The sequence below is a fragment of the Sphingomonas sediminicola genome (genome assembly GCF_014489515.1).
Taxonomy (GTDB): Bacteria; Pseudomonadota; Alphaproteobacteria; order Sphingomonadales; family Sphingomonadaceae; genus Sphingomicrobium; species Sphingomicrobium sediminicola.
Map to the genome: position 1 here is coordinate 1,063,078 of NZ_CP060782.1, position 16,867 is coordinate 1,079,944.

Below are 16,867 nucleotides of genomic sequence, written 5' to 3' on the forward strand. Positions count from 1 at the left end.
TCTTCGACTAACTCTTCACTCCAAGCAGCGCCAGCGCGTCGCTCAAAGTCGTATGCGTCATGGGTTCGCGAAACCGCGGCCATTCGGCGGGCGGCTGATGGGCAAACCAGGTGTACTGCCGTTTCGCATAGCGCCGTGTAGCTTGTTGACCGGCGGCGATGGCTTCTTCCTGAGTGACGTCGCCTTTCAGCCAGGAGGCGATTTCACGGACACCGATTGCGCGCATTACGGGAAGGGCAGGGTCGAGCCCTCGATCGATCAAAGCCCGAACCTCGTCCGCGGCACCCAGTTCGACCATTTGTGCGAAACGCTCTTCGCAGCGCTCGTAGAGCCAATCGCGCGGTGGAAGCAGGATCAGGGGCCTGAGCGCGATCAGATCGCCGATCCCGCCTTCACGCTGTTCTTGCCATTTGCGAAGCGTCTTCCCGTCGAGAGGACAACTTCCAACGCTCTCGCGATTCGCGTCGTGTCGGCGGGATTGAGGCGCTCGGCAGCTTCAGGGTCCAACTCCTTCAACTTGGTGCGATTCTTCTCGACCGAGCGCTCACGCACTTGATTGCGCACCTCGGGATCGATCGACGGGACGGGCGCAATCCCGTTGAGCAGTGTCCGCAGGTAAAGCCCTGTGCCGCCGACCAGGATCGGCAGTCTGCCCGAAACGTGAACGTCGGCAATCTCGCGCTTTGCCATTTCTGCCCAGTCGGCGGCAGAACAGGCTTCTACTCCATGGAGCATTCCATACAGCCGGTGGTCCGCACGCTTGAGCTCGCCGGGACTGGGAGCCGCGCTCAGGATCGGAAGATCGCGATAAACTTGTGCGCTGTCGGCGTTGACGATCACCCCGCCGACCTGCTCTGCAAGCCGAAGCGCCAAAGCCGACTTGCCGCTGGCGGTCGGCCCAGCAATTAAAGCGACAGGAGGTTTCTCGACCCGTATGGCCATTGCGACGCTGATAGCAGCCGGACGCCTTGATGACAGGCTGATCGACCGCGCTCTCGGCGCGCTTCGGGAAATCGATCCCAAGGCTGCATTCGCTGCATGGATCGACGAGGGCGATGCGGTCGACCTTCGCGTATCAGGAGACATCCAGGCTATACGCTGGGCCCTCGATGGCCTTCAGGACGTCGACGTCTTCGTTCAGCCCGAGGAGAACAGGTTCAAGCGGCTACTCGTCGCCGACATGGATTCGACGATCGTCGGTCAGGAATGTCTCGATGAGCTGGCCGACTTCGCGGGCCTTAAACGCGAGATCGCCGAAATCACCGAGCGGGCGATGCAGGGAAAGCTCGATTTCAAGGCTGCGCTGCGTGAGCGCGTGGCGATGCTTTCGGGTCTCGACGAAGATGCGATCTCCCGTTGTCTCGCCGAACGCGTCGTTCCTAACCCAGGCGCGGCGACGCTCGTCCGAACGATGCGCGTCGGCGGAGCGCGATCTATTCTCGTGACGGGCGGCTTTGTTTCCTTTGCCGATCCGATCGCCAAGCTGCTCGGCTTCAACGCTGTGCGGGCCAATCGGCTGCTTTTCGACGGCAGCCTGCTGACCGGATCGGTCGAGGATCCGATCGTCGATGCCCAAGCCAAGCGCGATGCGCTTATCGAGGCGCGTGAGGAGCTCGGGCTAAAACGCGAAGAGACTCTCGCCATCGGCGACGGCGCGAACGACCGGCTGATGGTGCAGGAAGCGGGCCTCGGCGTTGCCTTCCGGGCAAAGCCTGCGCTGGCCGAAGTCGCCGACGCGCGCCTCGACCATCACGGATTGGACGCCTTGCTTTGGGTGCAGGGTATTCGGAATCGTGACTGGGTGAAGGCCTAGGAATTATTTCGCGGCGACTGGGAAACAGGGCTGGCCGCGTCCTAACAATGTGCCGCATGCGGCTGAAGCCGCCGTCTTGCTGGAATAGGGGCCAACCTGAAGGCGAGTCACGGTTCCGGCTGTAACTAGAAACTGCTGGCGACCTGCGACCGGTGCGCTTCCCGACAGCTTCCTGAAGAGGGCTTCTGCAGAAGACCGCTGCGAGAACGCTCCGAGCTGGATCCGCCATGCTCCACTTGTTGGGATTGTAGCGGCGACCTGCTGGATCTTCGTTCTCGGAGCGGTGGTTTGGGCGACTTTTTGCGTCGGTTCTGGAGCAGATTTCGCAACCGACTGGGTCTTCGCCTTCTGAAGAGCGAGGGCCACACCCTTCTTCCGCTGCGCCAGCGGGATGATCTCATCCATCTGTGCAAGCGTGTTCCTGGCCGGCTCGAGCCCTTGGGCGGCCGAGCGGCTTACATAGGCGTACCCGAGCACCGGGTCTTGCGCGACGCCATCGCCGTTGAAGAGCGCGGTCCCGTACACGAGCATGGCACGCGGATCGCCCTTCTCGGAACCCATCTTCAGCCACTTCAGGCCTTCTGCCTGATTACCGTTCTGGAAGAGGAGGAGCCCGAGCGTGGTCTGAGCGTCCACGTGATCCTTTCGCGCGGCCTGCTCGAGCCAAGTCTGCGCCGTGCCCAGATCGACCAACACACCGCGACCCAACCGATAGGCCTGGCCCATGTTGAACGAGGCGTCGGGATCGCCTGCCTGGGCAAGAGGGCGCCAGATTGCGACGGCGCCCGCATAATCGCCCCGCTGCCAGGCATCGATACCGGCCTTCACGTTTTGCGCGCTTGCGGGGGCCGCCCACACAAGCGACGCACCGAATAAAGCTGCGCTCCAATACTTCGACCGCATACGTCCGCGACTCCCCGTAACCGCGGAGGGTAATCAAGCGCGACCAAGCCGCAACAGTATCTTGAGGATGTTAACCAGATTTTAGAGCCTTGAGTGTCACTCCCGGCGCTGAATTGACGGCATACGGCGAGGGGAAAAGCATGCGCGTTCTGGCTATGGCATCGCAGAAGGGCGGGTCGGGTAAAACGACTTTGTCCGGACATCTTGCGGTGCAGGCGCAGCTAGCGGGGCCGGTCCGGTCTGCCTTATCGACATCGATCCGCAGGGAAGCCTTGCCGACTGGTGGAACGAGCGCGAAGCCGAAATGCCGGCCTTTGCGCAAACCACCGTCGCTCGCCTTGCTTCGGACCTCGAAGTCCTTCGCCAGCAGGGCTTCCGCCTCGCTGTCATCGACACTCCGCCGGCCATCACGATGGCCATTCAGAGCGTTATCGCCGTTGCCGAACTGATCGTAATCCCAACCCGGCCGAGCCCGCACGACCTTCGCGCCGTCGGCGCCACGGTCGATCTCTGCGATCGTGCCGGCAAGCCACTGATCTTTGTCGTCAACGCGGCAACTCCGAAAGCCAAGATCACGTACGAGGCGGCTGTTGCGCTTTCGCAGCACGGCACCGTCGCGCCGGTCACCCTTCACCATCGCACCGACTATGCGGCCTCGATGATCGATGGCCGCACGGTCATGGAAATCGATCCGAAGGGGCGCTCGGCCCAGGAAGTGATCGAGCTGTGGGACTACATCTCGGATCGCCTCGAAAAGAATTTCCGCCGTACCGTGTTTGCGGCCCCCGGAGCTCAGGCTCCAGTTTCGCCTCGCCCGGTTGGCGGCTTCGGCCGTCGTGTGGCCGGCCAGTAAGGAGGCCGTGTAAGTGAAATCCGAACCGAAGCCTTTCGCTTCTCTCTCTTCCGGCCTGCTGGCTCGCAAGGGCGGTGCGCGCCCCGCGATGCGGCCCCAGGGATTTGGTCAGATCGGCGGAAATCTCGAAGATCTTGGCTGGAATGACATGGGGTTCGAGGCACCAAAGCCTGCCGAGGCTCCGCGCGACTCCGAGCATGATGCCTTCGGTGAGCCGATTGCCGAGCATCCCGCTCTCCATGGCCACGCTGGCCTGACGCCGGTGAATTCGCCGGTGCATACGCAGCAGGCGGAAATCGAAGACCGGTTCAACGAGCCGGAAGGCGCGACGGACGAAGGCGAAGTGGTCGATGACACCGCCGAGATCGTCGAAGAATCTGATGAGCTGCCGGTGCAGCCTGTCGAAGCCCGGGCACCCATGTACGTGGTGCCTTCTGCTCCGGCTCCGGTCGCTCGTCGTGCTCCGAGTCCGCGCGCGGCTCCGGGCAGCAAGGGGAAGGCTGCGTTCACCCTCCGGCTCGATCCCGAGCGTCATCTGAAGCTGCGTCTGGCCTGTGCCCTCAACGGGCGCTCGGCTCAGCTTCTCGTAACCGACGCTCTCGATCTGTTCCTCGATGGAATGCCTGAGCTGGAGGCAATGGCCGAAAAGGCCAAACGCAACGGGTAAGCACTGGCCTGGCGAGGCCGAATGCAAGGGGTAAGGCAAATGAAACCGCTTCGCTTGGGAACCGCAGTATCGGCCGTCGCTCTCGCCGGCATACTGGCGGGATGCGCAGCTCCAATGTCTCGCAATGCTTCGGTCGCGAAAGGCAAGGCGAATCTGGCCTATGCTCTGCGGGCGCAGATGGCCATCGGCTCCGGTGATTACACTTCGGCCGTCGATCTCGCCGAGCGCGCTGCCGAGAGCAGCCCGCAGGATGCCGGCATTCGTGGCCTCCTCGGCAACGCCTATTTCGGTGCCGGGCGCTTCGCTTCTGCTGAAGCCGCCTACAATGACTCGCTCGCGCTGGCTCCGGGTCAGCCGCAGATCATCCTGAAGCGCGTGCTCGTCCAGATCGCCCAAGGCAAGAACGGCGAGGCAGTTGCCGCGCTGCAGGCTGCTCAGGGCATGATCGATCCGGCCGATTACGGTCTCGCGCTCGCTCTTGCGGGCCAGCCGTATGACGCAGTCCAGGTCCTCGAAACCGCGGCCCGTGCACAAGGTGCCGACTCTCGCGTCCGTCAGAACCTGGCGCTGGCCCATGCGCTCGCTGGTGACTGGGCTGCCGCCCGCACGATTGCGGCGCAGGATCTCTCCGCCGACCTCGTCGACGCACGTGTACAGCAGTGGATGGCGCTCGCGAAGCCAGCTCACGCCTACGACCAGGTTGCCGCCCTTGTCGGCGTCAGCCCTGCGGCGGCCGATCCGGGCCAGCCGGTCCGTCTCGCTCTCGTGCAAGGCGATACGCGCGTTGCTGAGGCCGCTCCGGCTCCGGCACCTGTCCAGGTCGTCGCCGAGGCTGCGAACGTCCCGACTTACGAAACCCCGGTGTCGCAACCGGATGCACTGGCTCCTGCTCCTGCACCAGAAGTGCCGACCGTTCGCGAGGCAGTCGCCTCGGCAGCAGCCATCTCGCCGGAAGCTCCGGCGGCCTATGCCATGGCTTCCAACTTTGCTCCGAAGCCCAAGCCGGCGAAGGCCAAGAAGCCCGCCGCGGCCCGTCCGAGCCTCGGCAGTGCCAAGGGCGTCGTCCAGCTCGGCGCGTTCAGCTCCGAGGAGCGGGTGTCGCTCGCCTGGGACAAGCTGACCCGTCGCTTCCCGACGCTTCGCAACTATTCGCCGGTCAGCGCTCGCTTCGACGGTCCGCGCGGCACGGTCTATCGCCTGTCGATCCGCGGTTTCGCGAACCAGCAGGAAGCGATTTCGCGCTGCCAGATCCTGCGTGGCAAAGGCGGAAGCTGCTTCGTGCGTTCGACTGCCGGCGATTCGCCGATCCAGTTCGCGTCGCGCTGATCAGCTAGACGTCACCAGCTCGAGGCAGGCCATTCGAGTGGCCACTCCGGCCTCGACCTGAAGCAAGATCAAGGAACGTTCGGGATCGTCGGCGACATCGTCGGCGATCTCGACGTTTCTGTTCATCGGGCCCGGATGCATGACAACGGCCCCCGGCGCGGCCTTGGCCAGCCGATCCACAGTCAGTCCGTAGCGAGACAGATATTCGCCGGGGGCATCGCCGAGCTCTTCCTCGAGCCGCTCTCGCTGGACGCGGAGCATCATGACCACGTCCGCACCCTTGATCGCCTCGTCGATCGACAGGGCGGGGGCATCACTCGGCAATAGGGAAGGCGGCCCAGCAAGCCTCACCTCAGCGCCGAGGCGTGGCAGGAGCTTGGCGTTGGAGCGAGCGACGCGGCTGTGGCGAATGTCGCCACAGATTGCGATCTTAAGTCCTTCGACCCGTCCGAAGCGGATGGAGATCGCAAGCGCGTCCAGCAGGGCCTGAGTCGGATGCTCGTTGGTGCCGTCGCCGGCATTGATGACGGCGCAATCCATCAACTCGGTCATGCGGGCCGGAGCGCCGTTCTCGCGATGCCGGACCACGATGACGTCCGGCCGCATCGCATTGAGCGTCCGCGCCGTGTCGTCGAAGGTCTCGCCCTTCTTGATCGAGGATTGCTCGACGGGGAGGAACACGGGCGAAGCGCCTAGCCGATGGGCGGCGGTCGCAAAGGACATCGCCGTTCGCGTCGAGTTCTCGTAAAACAGGTTGAAGACGAGCTTGTCGTGCAGGCTCTTGTCCTGCCCCGAGAATTCGAGCGGTTGTACTCGAACCAGCGCTCACCACGATCGAGTATGGTCTCGATCTGGCCGTCGCTCAGCGAATCGATTGAAATCAGGTCCACGAGCCCGTCGCCTAATGGCGCTGCGCCAGATTCGCCAGCGCGTCGATTGCGCCTTGCAGAATGTGAGCGGCCGCGAGGGCGTCGACCTTCTCGGCGCGCTTGGCCCGGCTGACGTCCGCTTCGATCATCGCCCGCTCCACCGCCTGGGTGGACCAGCGCTCGTCCCAGAGGAGGATCGGAATGTTTAAAGGAGCCAGGTTGCGGGCGAAGGCGCGGACGGACTGCGTCCGCGGGGAATCGCTTCCGTCCATGTTGAGGGCAGTCCCAGGACAAGGCCCGTAACCTGTTCGCGCTCAACGAATTTTCGAAGTGCTTCGAGGTCTGCCGTGAACTTGGTCCGACGGATCGTTTCGGATGGCCCGGCAAAGCTCCAGCCCAAATCGCAGACCGCCAGTCCGACGGTCTTCGTCCCGACGTCGAGCCCGGCAAGCTTGCCGTGCAAAACGGTCTCGCCGAACTCGGCGGCGCTGCTGGTGATCACTGACGCCAAGCCTTGAGCCTCCGTGCCGCGTCATTCCGGATCGCAGCCCAGAACAAGGCGTAGTCGTAAACGTGATAATTGTTGCCCGGCAGGGCGAATGGCCCAAGCGCAGGAATGGCCCATCGAGGAGCAACAGACCCTTATCGCAATGCGCTCCGACGCTTCCGGGCTCGAGATGCGCACCGGTCATGCTGCCGTTCGGAACGAGCGTGCCCGGATTGGCGTTCGGAGGCGCGGCGCCGTCCTTGGTGCCGGTGAGCGGATTGACGCAGAGCATGTCCTTGCGCTCGCGCTTGATGCCGGTCGGGCCCTTCGTGCCTTCCCATGCAGTGATGATCAGGTCCGGGTTGGCGGGCTGCCCAAAGCTTTGCCACGAAAGAACGCAACCAGTCTGATCGGGCGAGGTGCAGGCCGACAGACCAATCGCGGGCAAGTCGGCGGTGACGCTGAGCGGCCAGCCGACGACATAAGCGGCCACCAGCCGGTCCTTGAGCTGCGGCGCCCGTTCGCGCAGCAGCCGCGAGATGTGAAGCGAACCCTGGCTGTGCGCGGCGAGAATGATCGGGCCAGTCGGATTGCGCTTCAGGAATTCGTCGAAGGCCGCCGAAACGTCCGAGAATGCGAGGTCCAGCGCATTTTGTGCATCGGCGTTTCGAAGCAGGAAGGCGCCGAATGCGGCCTGCCGATAGCGGGGAGCCCAGACGGCCGCATCCTGGCTGAACGCACTGGCCTCGCTCTGAACGAACAGCCGGGTCCGGGCCTCGGTGTCGGAGTCCGGCAGGAGGGGCGCGTTCCAATGGTCGCGGCGCAGGTAAGTCGTCGGGTGAACGTAGAAGACGCGTGCATCGATCGCGATCGGCTCGACAGGTTGGTCGTTCGCTGGCCGCCAATGCGATGGGTCATTGGGCAGATCCTCGGACGCGATCCAGTTCTCCGCCTTCGAATAATCCGGCTTGCCGTTAGACGGCGCTTCGAAGTGGCCCTGCGGCGTCGCCTGCTTGATCAGCACCTGCTGGCCGAACTGGTATATGGCGAAGGCCCCTGCGACGAACAGCAGGATCAGGATGAAGACGAAGATAAGGAACCGGCGGGCGCACATTGGCTGGGCGCTCTATTGGGCGGAAGAGGGCCGGGCAACTCCTAACTCCCTCACCTTGGAGGAGGCTGTCCGAGTCGCGGCAAGCCCGCGAAGAACCGATCCCGGCGGAGCTCGTCGATCCGGCGCAGCTGGGCGGTTGACGATTTCGACGGCGCGCCGCGGCGTGCCTTGTCGCCCTGACTGAGTGAAGTCCGGGAGTTGTGCACTTCCTGCACTTCGTCAACCTGGCGAATGTTCCGAGCGCATGTAAGCGCCGCATCCCAGGCCGCCGCAAAGTCGGGATCGCGAGCCTTGAGGGTGTAGGCGGACTTGCGGCTCATTCCCGCCTCCCGTGCAGCGAGAGTTACAGAGCAATGCGCGGCGAGGGTGACAATGAGGTTACGGCCCTGTTGCCGGGCCATTCGCCATCACGGCGCGGGCGGAGAGGGAGGGCAGGAGAGTGGAAGAAAATGGCGATCCTGCGCTGATGACTGTGTCTCTGAGCGGCGCAAGCACAGGGTTGGGTCTGTAGGATAGCGAATTGTCGTCGGGGGCTGATGTCGGCTTTCGACCCATTGCGGACATTACCCGTCCCGGTCCGGATTAGCAGCTTGCGTGCCGTCGCTTGGTGGCACAGGGTCAGTCACGGCAATCCTCCGGCAGGGCACGTGATTGGTCTTGGACAAAACTGCAGCGCCAGTTTGGCACGAGGATCACCTCCGACTGGCGGTTAAGGCGGCTTGTGTCGCTCTGTGGTCTTGGCACGTTGACGACGATCGGTTCGCCATGGACCAACGTGGCTTTGAGCTTTGGGCGCTGCCCTGGTCCGAGCAAGTTACGTTCGAGGAGCTGTCGGTCAACATTCACCCGGCTGACCGGGACAGGGTTCGCGCCGCGTTCAATGCAACGCGCTCTGTCGAGGGTTCTTACGAAATCGATTTCCGCATTTTAGTGGGGGAGGAAGTCCGCTGGATCTCGGCCCGAGGGCAAGGCGCCGATGCAGGGATTGTCGACGGCGCAATGTTTGGCATCTTCCTCGACGTGACAGGTCGAAAGCAGGCCGAAGAGGGAAGCGAGCTCCTCGCGGGAGAGATGAGTCATCGGGTCAAGAATCTTTTGTCCATCGCTGCGGGCCTGACGCAGTTCACAGGGCGATCCGCGTCTTCCGTGGCGCAAATGACTGGCGAGCTGACTGAGCGGCTCACCGCCCTCGGCCGCGCTCACGACATCGTCCGGCCCCTCCCAGGGGAGCAGGGCAAGGCAGCGCTTCTCGGCGACCTTCTGTCAGTCTTGCTCGCTCCTTACGACGAAACGGCGGCCTTCTCCGGGCGTATCCGCGTCGCGGTTCCACGGGTGGGTATAGGGGAACGCACGGCTTCTACCTTGGCTATGGCGGTCCATGAGCTGGCTACTAACTCGGTCAAGTATGGTGCGTTGTCTTCTGCCGAGGGCTTCTTGGACCTCTCAAGCCGCACGGAGGGAGATCGGATTTTCCTGATCTGGGCAGAAACTGGAGGTCCCCCAATTGTCGGTCATCCCGAGCTGTCAGGCTTTGGCAGCCGCTTAATCGCTCGGACCGTGTCAAGTCAGCTTGGCGGCGAACTCACCTATGATTGGCAGGAAACCGGCCTCGTCGTAACTATCGCTATGCGCATGGAGAAGTTGGCCGCCTAGGAGGCGCGTCAGCCTGAGAGACATCGGCACGTTTGCGAGCGGAACGACGTGGTGGCACGAACGTTGGTTCTTCGACGCCCGTCTGAGTTGTTGTGTTTTTCAGGGATACCCCGTCAACCCGCTTCGCCCCGCAAGGTGGAGCGGGTTTCAATCTTCGACCATTTGAGTCACGGCCCGTGTTCCTGAATGCTTCGCCTGACCATCGCGTCCAGATCGTCTTCATCGGGCGCGCGTTCCTGCGCTGTCCGCTCAGAAGCCTCAGGTTCGGTAACAGGTTTCACGCCGTACTTGCTGCGTAGTTCAGCTTTCCTAAGTGGTTTCGCCACGAAAGCGCTCCTTCACCCAGCGCCCAGCAGCGCCAGTTTTCATCTTCGGGTCTGCGGGGGGATACGCCAATACGGAGTTCACCGTATCATCCGTTCTCCACTCATTCCTCTCGCCAGCGACCTAGTGGCAGCTTCCGACCCATTGCGGACATTAAGCGATTACCGTCACGCGTCATTCATGAAGGTGTGCTACAAGTATCCATCACCTGAGATCGCAACCGGGCGCCCTGTGACAGAGAGACAAGTTCGTGCTCTCGCTCGCAGGAGATGGATATGGAACAGATATATTGGCTCAGCCGGGAGAGGGCTTCTCTGAAGGCGGCGCATGACGCGGTGAGCTCCGAGGCTCGATTGATTCATTATGATCTTGCCGGTCGCTATAGTGTGAAGGCTCGTTCGGCGGAGACGCACGGCTCGTTTCCGCGCGCTATCTGCGCCGGTGCTGCCAACGGCCATACCAAGGAAGCATGTCATGCTTGAGGCAGCACGCACTCTTGCTCTCATCTCAGTGATACTCTTGGCGGTGTCCGCGACCATTTGGGGCAAAATACTCCGAGGTCCGCTGCTACAGCGGCTCGATGGGAGTCGAGCGTCGAATGATGGTCCTGCGGAGCTTGCCATGAAAACGTTAGTTTTGGCCTTCGCCTTAAGCTCCGTTGCCGCAGTGTTGGCAATTGTCGCTTTGATTGTTCCGTAAGCAGGGCACGGTCGAGCCGCTTTTTCTCCAAGGATTGAGCCAATTAATCATGAAGAACGCTCCCGGCCTTTCGGATGCTTTCCGGAACAATCCGCGCACGTGATACTCCGCGGTACTAGCGCGACACGACGCGTCGGACGATGAGGTCACAATCACGGAATATACGTCGAACGGCCTTCGTGTTGCCGTCTCTTTATGACCGCAACTCGGCGAGCGCGTCTTGATCCGGACTAGCGCTCCATCCGGTAAAGCAAGTTGAGCGAGACGCCTGTTTCCAGCTGACCTGGAGCCACGATGTCTCCGCCGCGCTCAGGCGCGGGCGGTGGGGGAGGCGGCGGTGCGGATGCGTTCATGACTCTCGAGCCCGTCACGATCACTTCCGTGCCTCTATAGGAGACGCCTTCCTCGACCGAGAGCAGCCGAACGGACGTGTAGCCGTTGTTGTGGGCATATTCGGTCGCTTCCGCCTCGCCTCGCGCCATCGCGCGAATGCGCGCTTCCTTCCTCAGCGGCGCGGGGTCCGCGATCGAGAAAGTCGGACCGTAGACGGAATCCGCACCTGCGGTCGTCAGCGCGTCGAGTAGGGACGTCAGCTTGTCGATGTTGCGGGTTTTGATCAGCACCGAATTGTTGGCGATGTACCCGATCAGCGTCTGTCGTCCCTGACTGCCGGGGAAATTGTCCCAGCGGTAATCCGGTTGCAGCTGAATGCCTTGCGTCTGGATATCACGCTCGCGGATGCCGGCCGCGCGAATGGTCGCGAGCAGCTTTTCGGTCTTTACCTTGTTGGCTGCGACCGCTTGCGTCGCAGTCGGCGCCTTCGCCTGCGTTCCGACCGTCATGCTTGCCTCGTCGGGAGGCGTCCTCAAAGACTCCGCGATGTTGACGCGCACAAGCGGCGTGCTGGCCATTTCGGAAATGCTGGCCGTAGGCGCCTGTTGGGCCAACGCCATTCCGGACTGCATTATCACGGCTGAGAAGGCGACGATTTTCAGAAACCTGCTAACTGGCACGATTATCTCCCTCAGACTGCGGTACAAAAACGCTCCGCCCGATCCTGAGACGCGGGTGTGCTGGAAATCCTTTGAGCAGCTCGAGAAGATTTCTGGAAGTCGCGGTTGGTCTGCCCGCCGCAAGATGTCCCCGAACGGGTTGCCGCTCCTGACCCTCGCGGCTATCGCGCGGCCACAATGTCAATCACGAACGAACAGGTGCGGCACATCGCCAGGCTCGCCCGCATCGCCATGAGCGATGACGAGCTGGAGCAGCTGGTGCCCGAGCTCAATAATATCCTCGGCTGGGTGGAGCAGCTCGGCGAAGTTAATACCGACGGCGTGGAGCCGCTGACCGCGGTCATCCCGAACACGCTGCGGCTTCGCGAGGACAAGGTTACCGACGGCGATTGTCGGGACGACGTTCTCGCCAATGCGCCGGCCGCCGAGCATGGCTTCTTCGCTGTGCCGAAGGTGATCGAATGAGCGACCTGACGTTATTGTCGATTGCCGAGCTTCGCGACGGCTTCCGCTCTGGCGAGTTCACCGCCCGCGAGATTGCCGAGCAGTATAATGCGGCTGTCTATGCTGCGCGTGCGCTGAACGCCTATACAGTCGAGACGCCGGACGACGCCCTCGCGGCCGCCGACGCTGCGGACAAGGCGCGCGGCGGGGGGAGCTGGGATCGTTGGCGGGTATCCCTCTGGGCATCAAGGACCTGTTCGCAACGCGGGGCGTGAACACGACCGCGGGCAGCCGCATCCTCAAGGACTTCAAGCCGCGCTACGAGAGCACGGTCACCGCCAACCTGCGCAAGGCAGGGGCGGGGATGCTCGGCAAGCTCAACATGGATGAGTTCGCGATGGGCTCGTCGAACGAGACGAGCGCTTACGGTCCGGTGATTTCGCCGTGGCGGCGCAACGACGGTGGCAATGCAGCGCTTGCGCCGGGTGGATCGTCGGGTGGATCTTCTGCCGCGGTGGCCGCGGGGATCGCTCCTGCGGCAACCGGGACGGACACGGGCGGTTCGATCCGCCAGCCGGCGGCATTCACCGGCATTTGCGGGATCAAGCCGACTTACGGGCGCTGCTCGCGCTGGGGCATCGTCTCGTTCGCAAGCTCGCTCGACCAGGCGGGGCCTATGGCGAGGACGGTTCGCGATTGCGCTATCATGCTCGAGGCAATGGCTGGGTTCGATCCGAAGGATTCGACATCTCTCGACCTGTCCGTGCCCAAGTGGGAAACGGGATTGTCGAGTGATCTCAAAGGCAAGCGGGTCGGGATTCCCAAGGAATATCGGATCGACGGCGTTCCGGCCGACATCGGCGCTTTGTGGGATCGCGGTATCGAATGGCTGCGCGACGCGGGCGCCGAAATTGTCGAGATCAGCCTTCCGCATACGAAATATGCGCTGCCGACCTACTACATCATCGCTCCGGCAGAGGCGTCTTCGAACCTCGCGCGCTATGACGGCGTCCGCTACGGCCTGCGGGAAGTTCCGGACGGAGGCAATCTCGACGCCATGTACGCGGCGACGAGGGCTGCCGGGTTCGGCGCGGAGGTACGCCGCCGCATCATGATCGGCACCTACGTGCTGTCGGCGGGCTTCTACGACGCCTATTTCACCAAGGCGCAGAAGGTCCGAACGCTGATCAAGCAGGACTTCGAGAAGGCGTTCGAGCAGTGCGACCTGATCCTGACGCCGACTGCGCCGTCGGCGGCGTTCGGGCTTGGCGACAAGACGGCCGATCCACTGTCGATGTATTTGAACGACGTGTTCGCGGTTCCGGCCAGTCTTGCCGGGCTTCCGGCCATGTCGGTTCCAGGCGGGCTCGACGAGCAGGGGCTTCCGCTCGGTCTGCACCTCATCGGACGTGAGCTGGACGAGCAGGGCGTGCTGAATGCGGGACTGGCGATCGAAGAACGAGCGGGCTTCACCGCGAAGCCGGCGAGGTGGTGGTAATGGCTGCCGCAACCGCACCCTATCGCGTCGAGGGCGAAACCGGCGAGTGGGAGGTCGTTGTCGGCCTCGAAGTCCACGCGCAGATCACCGCGACGGCATCGAAGCTGTTCTCGGGGCCGCGACCGCGTTCGGGGCGGAGCCGAATACGCAGGTGTCGCTGATCGATGCCGCTATGCCGGGGATGCTTCCGGTTCCCAACCGTGAGTGCATCCGCCAGGCCGTCCGAACGGGCATGGCGCTTGAAGCGGTGATCAATCGCTGGAGCCGCTTCGACCGGAAGAACTATTTCTACGCCGACCTTCCGCAGGGCTACCAGATCAGCCAGCTCTTCCATCCGCTCGTGGGCGAGGGCGAGGTCGAGATCCTGCTCGATGAGAAGGACGAAAGCAGCACCAAGCGGGTCGGCATCGAGCGCATCCATGTCGAGCAGGACGCCGGCAAGCTGATGCACGACCAGCATCCGACCATGTCCTATGTGGATCTCAACCGCGCGGGCGTCGCGCTGATGGAGATCGTCTCGCGTCCGGACATGCGTTCGCCCGCCGAAGCAGGAGCTTACCTTCGGAAGTTGCGGGCGATCCTGCGCTATGTCGGCTCTTGCGACGGCAACATGGAGGAAGGCTCCATGCGTGCCGACGTCAACGTCAGCGTGCGCAGACCCGGCGGCGAACTCGGCACTCGTACCGAGACGAAGAACGTCAATTCGGTCCGCTTCGTCATGCAGGTGATCGAGTACGAGGCGCGGCGCCAGGTCGAGTTGCTTGAAGAGGGTGGCTCGGTCGCGCAGGAGACACGGCTGTTCGACCCGGATCGCGGAACGACGCGGACGCTGCGGTCGAAAGAAGACGCACACGACTATCGCTACTTCCCGGACCCGGATCTACTCCCGCTTGAACTGGATGAGGCTTTCATCGAGGAATGCCGTTCGTCGCTTCCGGAGCTGCCGGACGCCAAGCGCAAGCGCTACGAAGGCCTCGGCATCACCCCTTACAATGCCAGCGTCCTTACCGCAGAAGTCGAGACGGCGCGCTGGTTCGACGCCGTGCTCGAAGTGGGCGCGCAGCCGACGCAGGCGGCAAACTGGGTCGTTGCGGAGCTCTTCGGAGCGCTCAACCGCCTGAGCAAGGGTATTGAAGAATCACCCGTTTCTCCGAATCAGGCTGGCGAACTTCTCGGGCTCGTCGCCGACGGGACGATTTCAGGCACTATCGCCAAGCAGGTGCTCGAGATCATGCTCGAAACCGGCCAGGGCGCCGCTGAGATCGTGGAGACGCGCGGCCTCAAGCAGACGTCGGACACCGGCGCGATCGATGCCGAGATCGACAAAATCCTCGCCGCGAACGCCGACAAGGTCGCCGAGTACAAGAGCGGCAAGCAGCAGCTGTTCGGCTTCTTCGTCGGCCAGACGATGAAGGCGATGCAGGGCAAGGCCAACCCGCAGGTTGTGAACGAGCGGCTGCGGGCTAAGCTGGACTAGCTTGATGTCGGAGGGACGCCGAATGCTGGGATTGGTAGCATTCATTCTCGGCTTGTTTGCCGCCGCGCCCGCTCCGGCCAAGCCGCCAGTACCGCTGAAGGCGGGTGCTCCAAAGCTTGTCGTTGTTATTTCGGTTGACCAGTTCTCCGCCGACCTTTTCGATGAGTACCGCCCGCATTTCACTGGCGGCTTCGCGCGGCTTGCGAACGGCACGGCCTTCCACAACGGCTACCAGGCGCACGCAGCGACGGAGACCTGCCCGGGCCATTCGACGATCCTGACGGGATCGCATCCGACGCATACAGGCATTATCGGCAACACCTGGGTCGACCAGTCGCTGACGCGGTCAGACAGGACAGTTTACTGCGCCGAAGACGAGCGCGTTCCGGGATCGTCGACGACGAGCTACACGGTCTCGCCGATGCATCTTCGCGTTTCAACGCTCGGCGACCTGCTGAAGCAGCAGTCGCCACAGAGCATGAACGTCGCGGTTGCCGGCAAGGACCGCGCGGCAGTCATGATGAGCGGGCACAACGTCGACCAGCGCTGGTACTGGGATGGCAAGACCTTCGCGACCGACCTGAAGTTGGCTGCGGTTCCCGCGACGATCACTCGGGCGAAGAGTGCCATCGCAGCAGCGATCGCAACGGCTCGTGAGCCCCTGCAAGTCCCGCCGATGTGCCAGGTCAAGGCTGCGCCGGTTGCGGTATCGCCGGAAATGTCGGTCGGATCGGGCCGCTTCGCCCGCGCCGGCGGCGATATCAGGGGCTTTCGCGCCTCGCCGGAGTTCGACGGCGCCGTGCTCGCAATCGCTGCCGGTCTCATTCAGGAGATGAAGCTCGGCACGGATGCCGCGCCTGACGTCATTTCGGTCGGGCTCTCGGCCACCGATTACATCGGACATAGCCTCGGCGCGGGCGGGGGCGAAATGTGCCTCCAGTTGCTTTCGCTCGACCGCGATCTCGCCGGCTTCTTCCGGGTGCTGGACGCTGAAGGCATCGACTATGCCGTCGTCCTGACCGCGGATCATGGCGGGATGGACATTCCGGAGCGCCTGCGGGCGAAGGGGATTACACAGGCGGCACGGGCTGATCCCGCGCTCGGAACTGCCGAGATTGGCAAGGCGATTGCGGCGAAGCTCAAGCTGTCCGGACCCGTGCTGCTCGGGGACCTCGCCAATGACGTGTGGATCGATCGTTCGCTGAAGCCGCGGGATCGAATTCGCGTTGAGCGTGAAGCGATCGCGATCTTCAAGGCGCACCCGCAGGTCGAGGCCGTATTCACCTCAAGGCAGATAGCGAGGCTGCCGATCCCGACAGAATCGCCCGATAAATGGACGACGGCGCAGAAAATTCGCGCTTCGTTTGACGCCCAGCGTTCCGGCGACCTCTATGTCGTCCTGAAGAAGTATGTCTCACCGATTACGAAGCCGAGTGAGGGCTACGTCGCGACGCACGGGAGCGTCTGGGACTATGATCGCCGTGTACCCATCCTGATGTGGCGGAAAGGCATGCGCCCCTCCGATCGGCAGGACCACATCTCGACCGTGAACATCCTCCCCACGATCGCGGCCGAGATAGGCCTTGCGCTTCCGACCCAGTTGGACGGAAGATGTCTGAATGGCGTTGAGGGAGTCGCTTGCCCGGTCCGCTAGGCCATTCAATTCTTTGACCTTTTCCCTGTCTTTAATTTGGCGTTCAGGAATTGAGGGGCAGGGTGCATCGCAG

9 protein-coding genes and 7 pseudogenes are annotated in these 16,867 nt (G+C 63.0%); 9 read left to right on the forward strand and 7 right to left on the reverse strand.

What is annotated here, in order from left to right:
* Positions 1-7 precede the first annotated feature (7 nt).
* Positions 8-942: pseudogene (miaA, locus tag H9L14_RS05745) on the reverse strand (tRNA (adenosine(37)-N6)-dimethylallyltransferase MiaA).
* On the opposite strand from miaA, the gene serB reads away from it, so the two are divergent.
* Positions 935-1,813 carry a phosphoserine phosphatase SerB gene (serB, locus tag H9L14_RS05750; RefSeq protein ID WP_187709567.1) on the forward strand — a complete coding sequence of 293 codons (879 nt, stop codon included), beginning with the start codon at positions 935-937 and terminating at the stop codon, positions 1,811-1,813. The pseudogene miaA and the gene serB sit on opposite strands and share 8 nt — an antisense overlap.
* A gap of 3 nt (positions 1,814-1,816) precedes the next feature.
* Here serB and H9L14_RS05755 read toward each other — a convergent pair whose 3' ends face one another.
* Positions 1,817-2,716 (reverse strand): SPOR domain-containing protein, encoded by a 900-nt coding sequence (locus H9L14_RS05755; RefSeq protein ID WP_187709568.1) that lies wholly within the window; start codon positions 2,714-2,716, stop codon positions 1,817-1,819.
* Positions 2,717-2,856: 140 nt separating this feature from the next.
* On the opposite strand from H9L14_RS05755, the pseudogene H9L14_RS05760 reads away from it, so the two are divergent.
* From H9L14_RS05760 to H9L14_RS05770, 3 genes and pseudogenes are all read left to right on the forward strand, one after another.
* A pseudogene (locus H9L14_RS05760) lies at positions 2,857-3,569 on the forward strand (AAA family ATPase).
* A gap of 13 nt (positions 3,570-3,582) precedes the next feature.
* The gene (locus H9L14_RS05765) at positions 3,583-4,236 is read left to right on the forward strand and encodes a hypothetical protein (protein ID WP_187709569.1); all 654 of its coding nucleotides are present in this window, start codon (positions 3,583-3,585) and stop codon (positions 4,234-4,236) included.
* A gap of 114 nt (positions 4,237-4,350) precedes the next feature.
* Complete coding sequence (locus tag H9L14_RS05770) at positions 4,351-5,562, forward strand: SPOR domain-containing protein (protein WP_222949945.1); 1,212 nt, start codon at positions 4,351-4,353, stop codon at positions 5,560-5,562.
* Here the strand turns inward: H9L14_RS05770 and H9L14_RS05775 are convergent.
* From H9L14_RS05775 to H9L14_RS05790, 4 genes and pseudogenes are all read right to left on the reverse strand, one after another.
* Positions 5,563-6,452, reverse strand: a pseudogene (locus H9L14_RS05775) (aspartate carbamoyltransferase catalytic subunit).
* Between the two features lie 11 nt (positions 6,453-6,463).
* Positions 6,464-6,933 (reverse strand): annotated as a pseudogene (ruvX, locus tag H9L14_RS05780) (Holliday junction resolvase RuvX).
* 304 nt (positions 6,934-7,237) lie between these two features.
* Positions 7,238-8,032 (reverse strand): annotated as a pseudogene (locus H9L14_RS05785) (DUF3089 domain-containing protein); the annotation flags it as partial.
* 50 nt (positions 8,033-8,082) lie between these two features.
* Entirely contained in the window at positions 8,083-8,352 is a 270-nt protein-coding gene (locus H9L14_RS05790) for a hypothetical protein (RefSeq protein WP_187709571.1), read from the reverse strand.
* A gap of 445 nt (positions 8,353-8,797) precedes the next feature.
* Here H9L14_RS05790 and H9L14_RS05795 point away from each other — a divergent pair, with 445 nt between their 5' ends.
* Complete coding sequence (locus tag H9L14_RS05795; RefSeq protein ID WP_187709572.1) at positions 8,798-9,685, forward strand: sensor histidine kinase; 888 nt, start codon at positions 8,798-8,800, stop codon at positions 9,683-9,685.
* 1,253 nt (positions 9,686-10,938) lie between these two features.
* On the opposite strand, the gene H9L14_RS05800 is transcribed toward H9L14_RS05795, so the two are convergent.
* Entirely contained in the window at positions 10,939-11,721 is a 783-nt protein-coding gene (locus tag H9L14_RS05800) for an SIMPL domain-containing protein (protein ID WP_187709573.1), read from the reverse strand.
* A gap of 177 nt (positions 11,722-11,898) precedes the next feature.
* On the opposite strand from H9L14_RS05800, the gene gatC reads away from it, so the two are divergent.
* The 4 genes and pseudogenes from gatC to H9L14_RS05820 all read left to right on the forward strand — a co-directional run bounded on the left by gatC (position 11,899) and on the right by H9L14_RS05820 (position 16,794).
* On the forward strand, positions 11,899-12,186 hold the full coding sequence (gene gatC, locus H9L14_RS05805; protein ID WP_187709574.1) for an Asp-tRNA(Asn)/Glu-tRNA(Gln) amidotransferase subunit GatC: 288 nt from the start codon (positions 11,899-11,901) through the stop codon (positions 12,184-12,186).
* Positions 12,183-13,663, forward strand: a pseudogene (gene gatA / locus H9L14_RS05810) (Asp-tRNA(Asn)/Glu-tRNA(Gln) amidotransferase subunit GatA). The gene gatC and the pseudogene gatA overlap by 4 nt, the downstream one beginning before the upstream one ends.
* Positions 13,663-15,140: pseudogene (gene gatB, locus H9L14_RS05815) on the forward strand (Asp-tRNA(Asn)/Glu-tRNA(Gln) amidotransferase subunit GatB). Before gatA ends, gatB begins: the two co-directional pseudogenes overlap by 1 nt.
* Positions 15,141-15,162: 22 nt before the next feature.
* Positions 15,163-16,794 (forward strand): alkaline phosphatase family protein, encoded by a 1,632-nt coding sequence (locus H9L14_RS05820; protein WP_187709575.1) that lies wholly within the window; start codon positions 15,163-15,165, stop codon positions 16,792-16,794.
* Positions 16,795-16,867 lie beyond the last annotated feature (73 nt).

Bases quoted from the DNA above. Each gene is read 5' to 3' on its own strand.
- serB (WP_187709567.1), top strand. From the start codon at position 935: ATGGCCATTGCGACGCTGATAGCAGCCGGACGCCTTGATGACAGGCTG.
- H9L14_RS05755 (WP_187709568.1), bottom strand. From the start codon at position 2,716: ATGCGGTCGAAGTATTGGAGCGCAGCTTTATTCGGTGCGTCGCTTGTG.
- H9L14_RS05770 (WP_222949945.1), top strand. From the start codon at position 4,351: ATGTCTCGCAATGCTTCGGTCGCGAAAGGCAAGGCGAATCTGGCCTAT.
- H9L14_RS05790 (WP_187709571.1), bottom strand. From the start codon at position 8,352: ATGAGCCGCAAGTCCGCCTACACCCTCAAGGCTCGCGATCCCGACTTT.
- H9L14_RS05795 (WP_187709572.1), top strand. From the start codon at position 8,798: ATGGACCAACGTGGCTTTGAGCTTTGGGCGCTGCCCTGGTCCGAGCAA.
- gatC (WP_187709574.1), top strand. From the start codon at position 11,899: ATGTCAATCACGAACGAACAGGTGCGGCACATCGCCAGGCTCGCCCGC.
- H9L14_RS05820 (WP_187709575.1), top strand. From the start codon at position 15,163: ATGCTGGGATTGGTAGCATTCATTCTCGGCTTGTTTGCCGCCGCGCCC.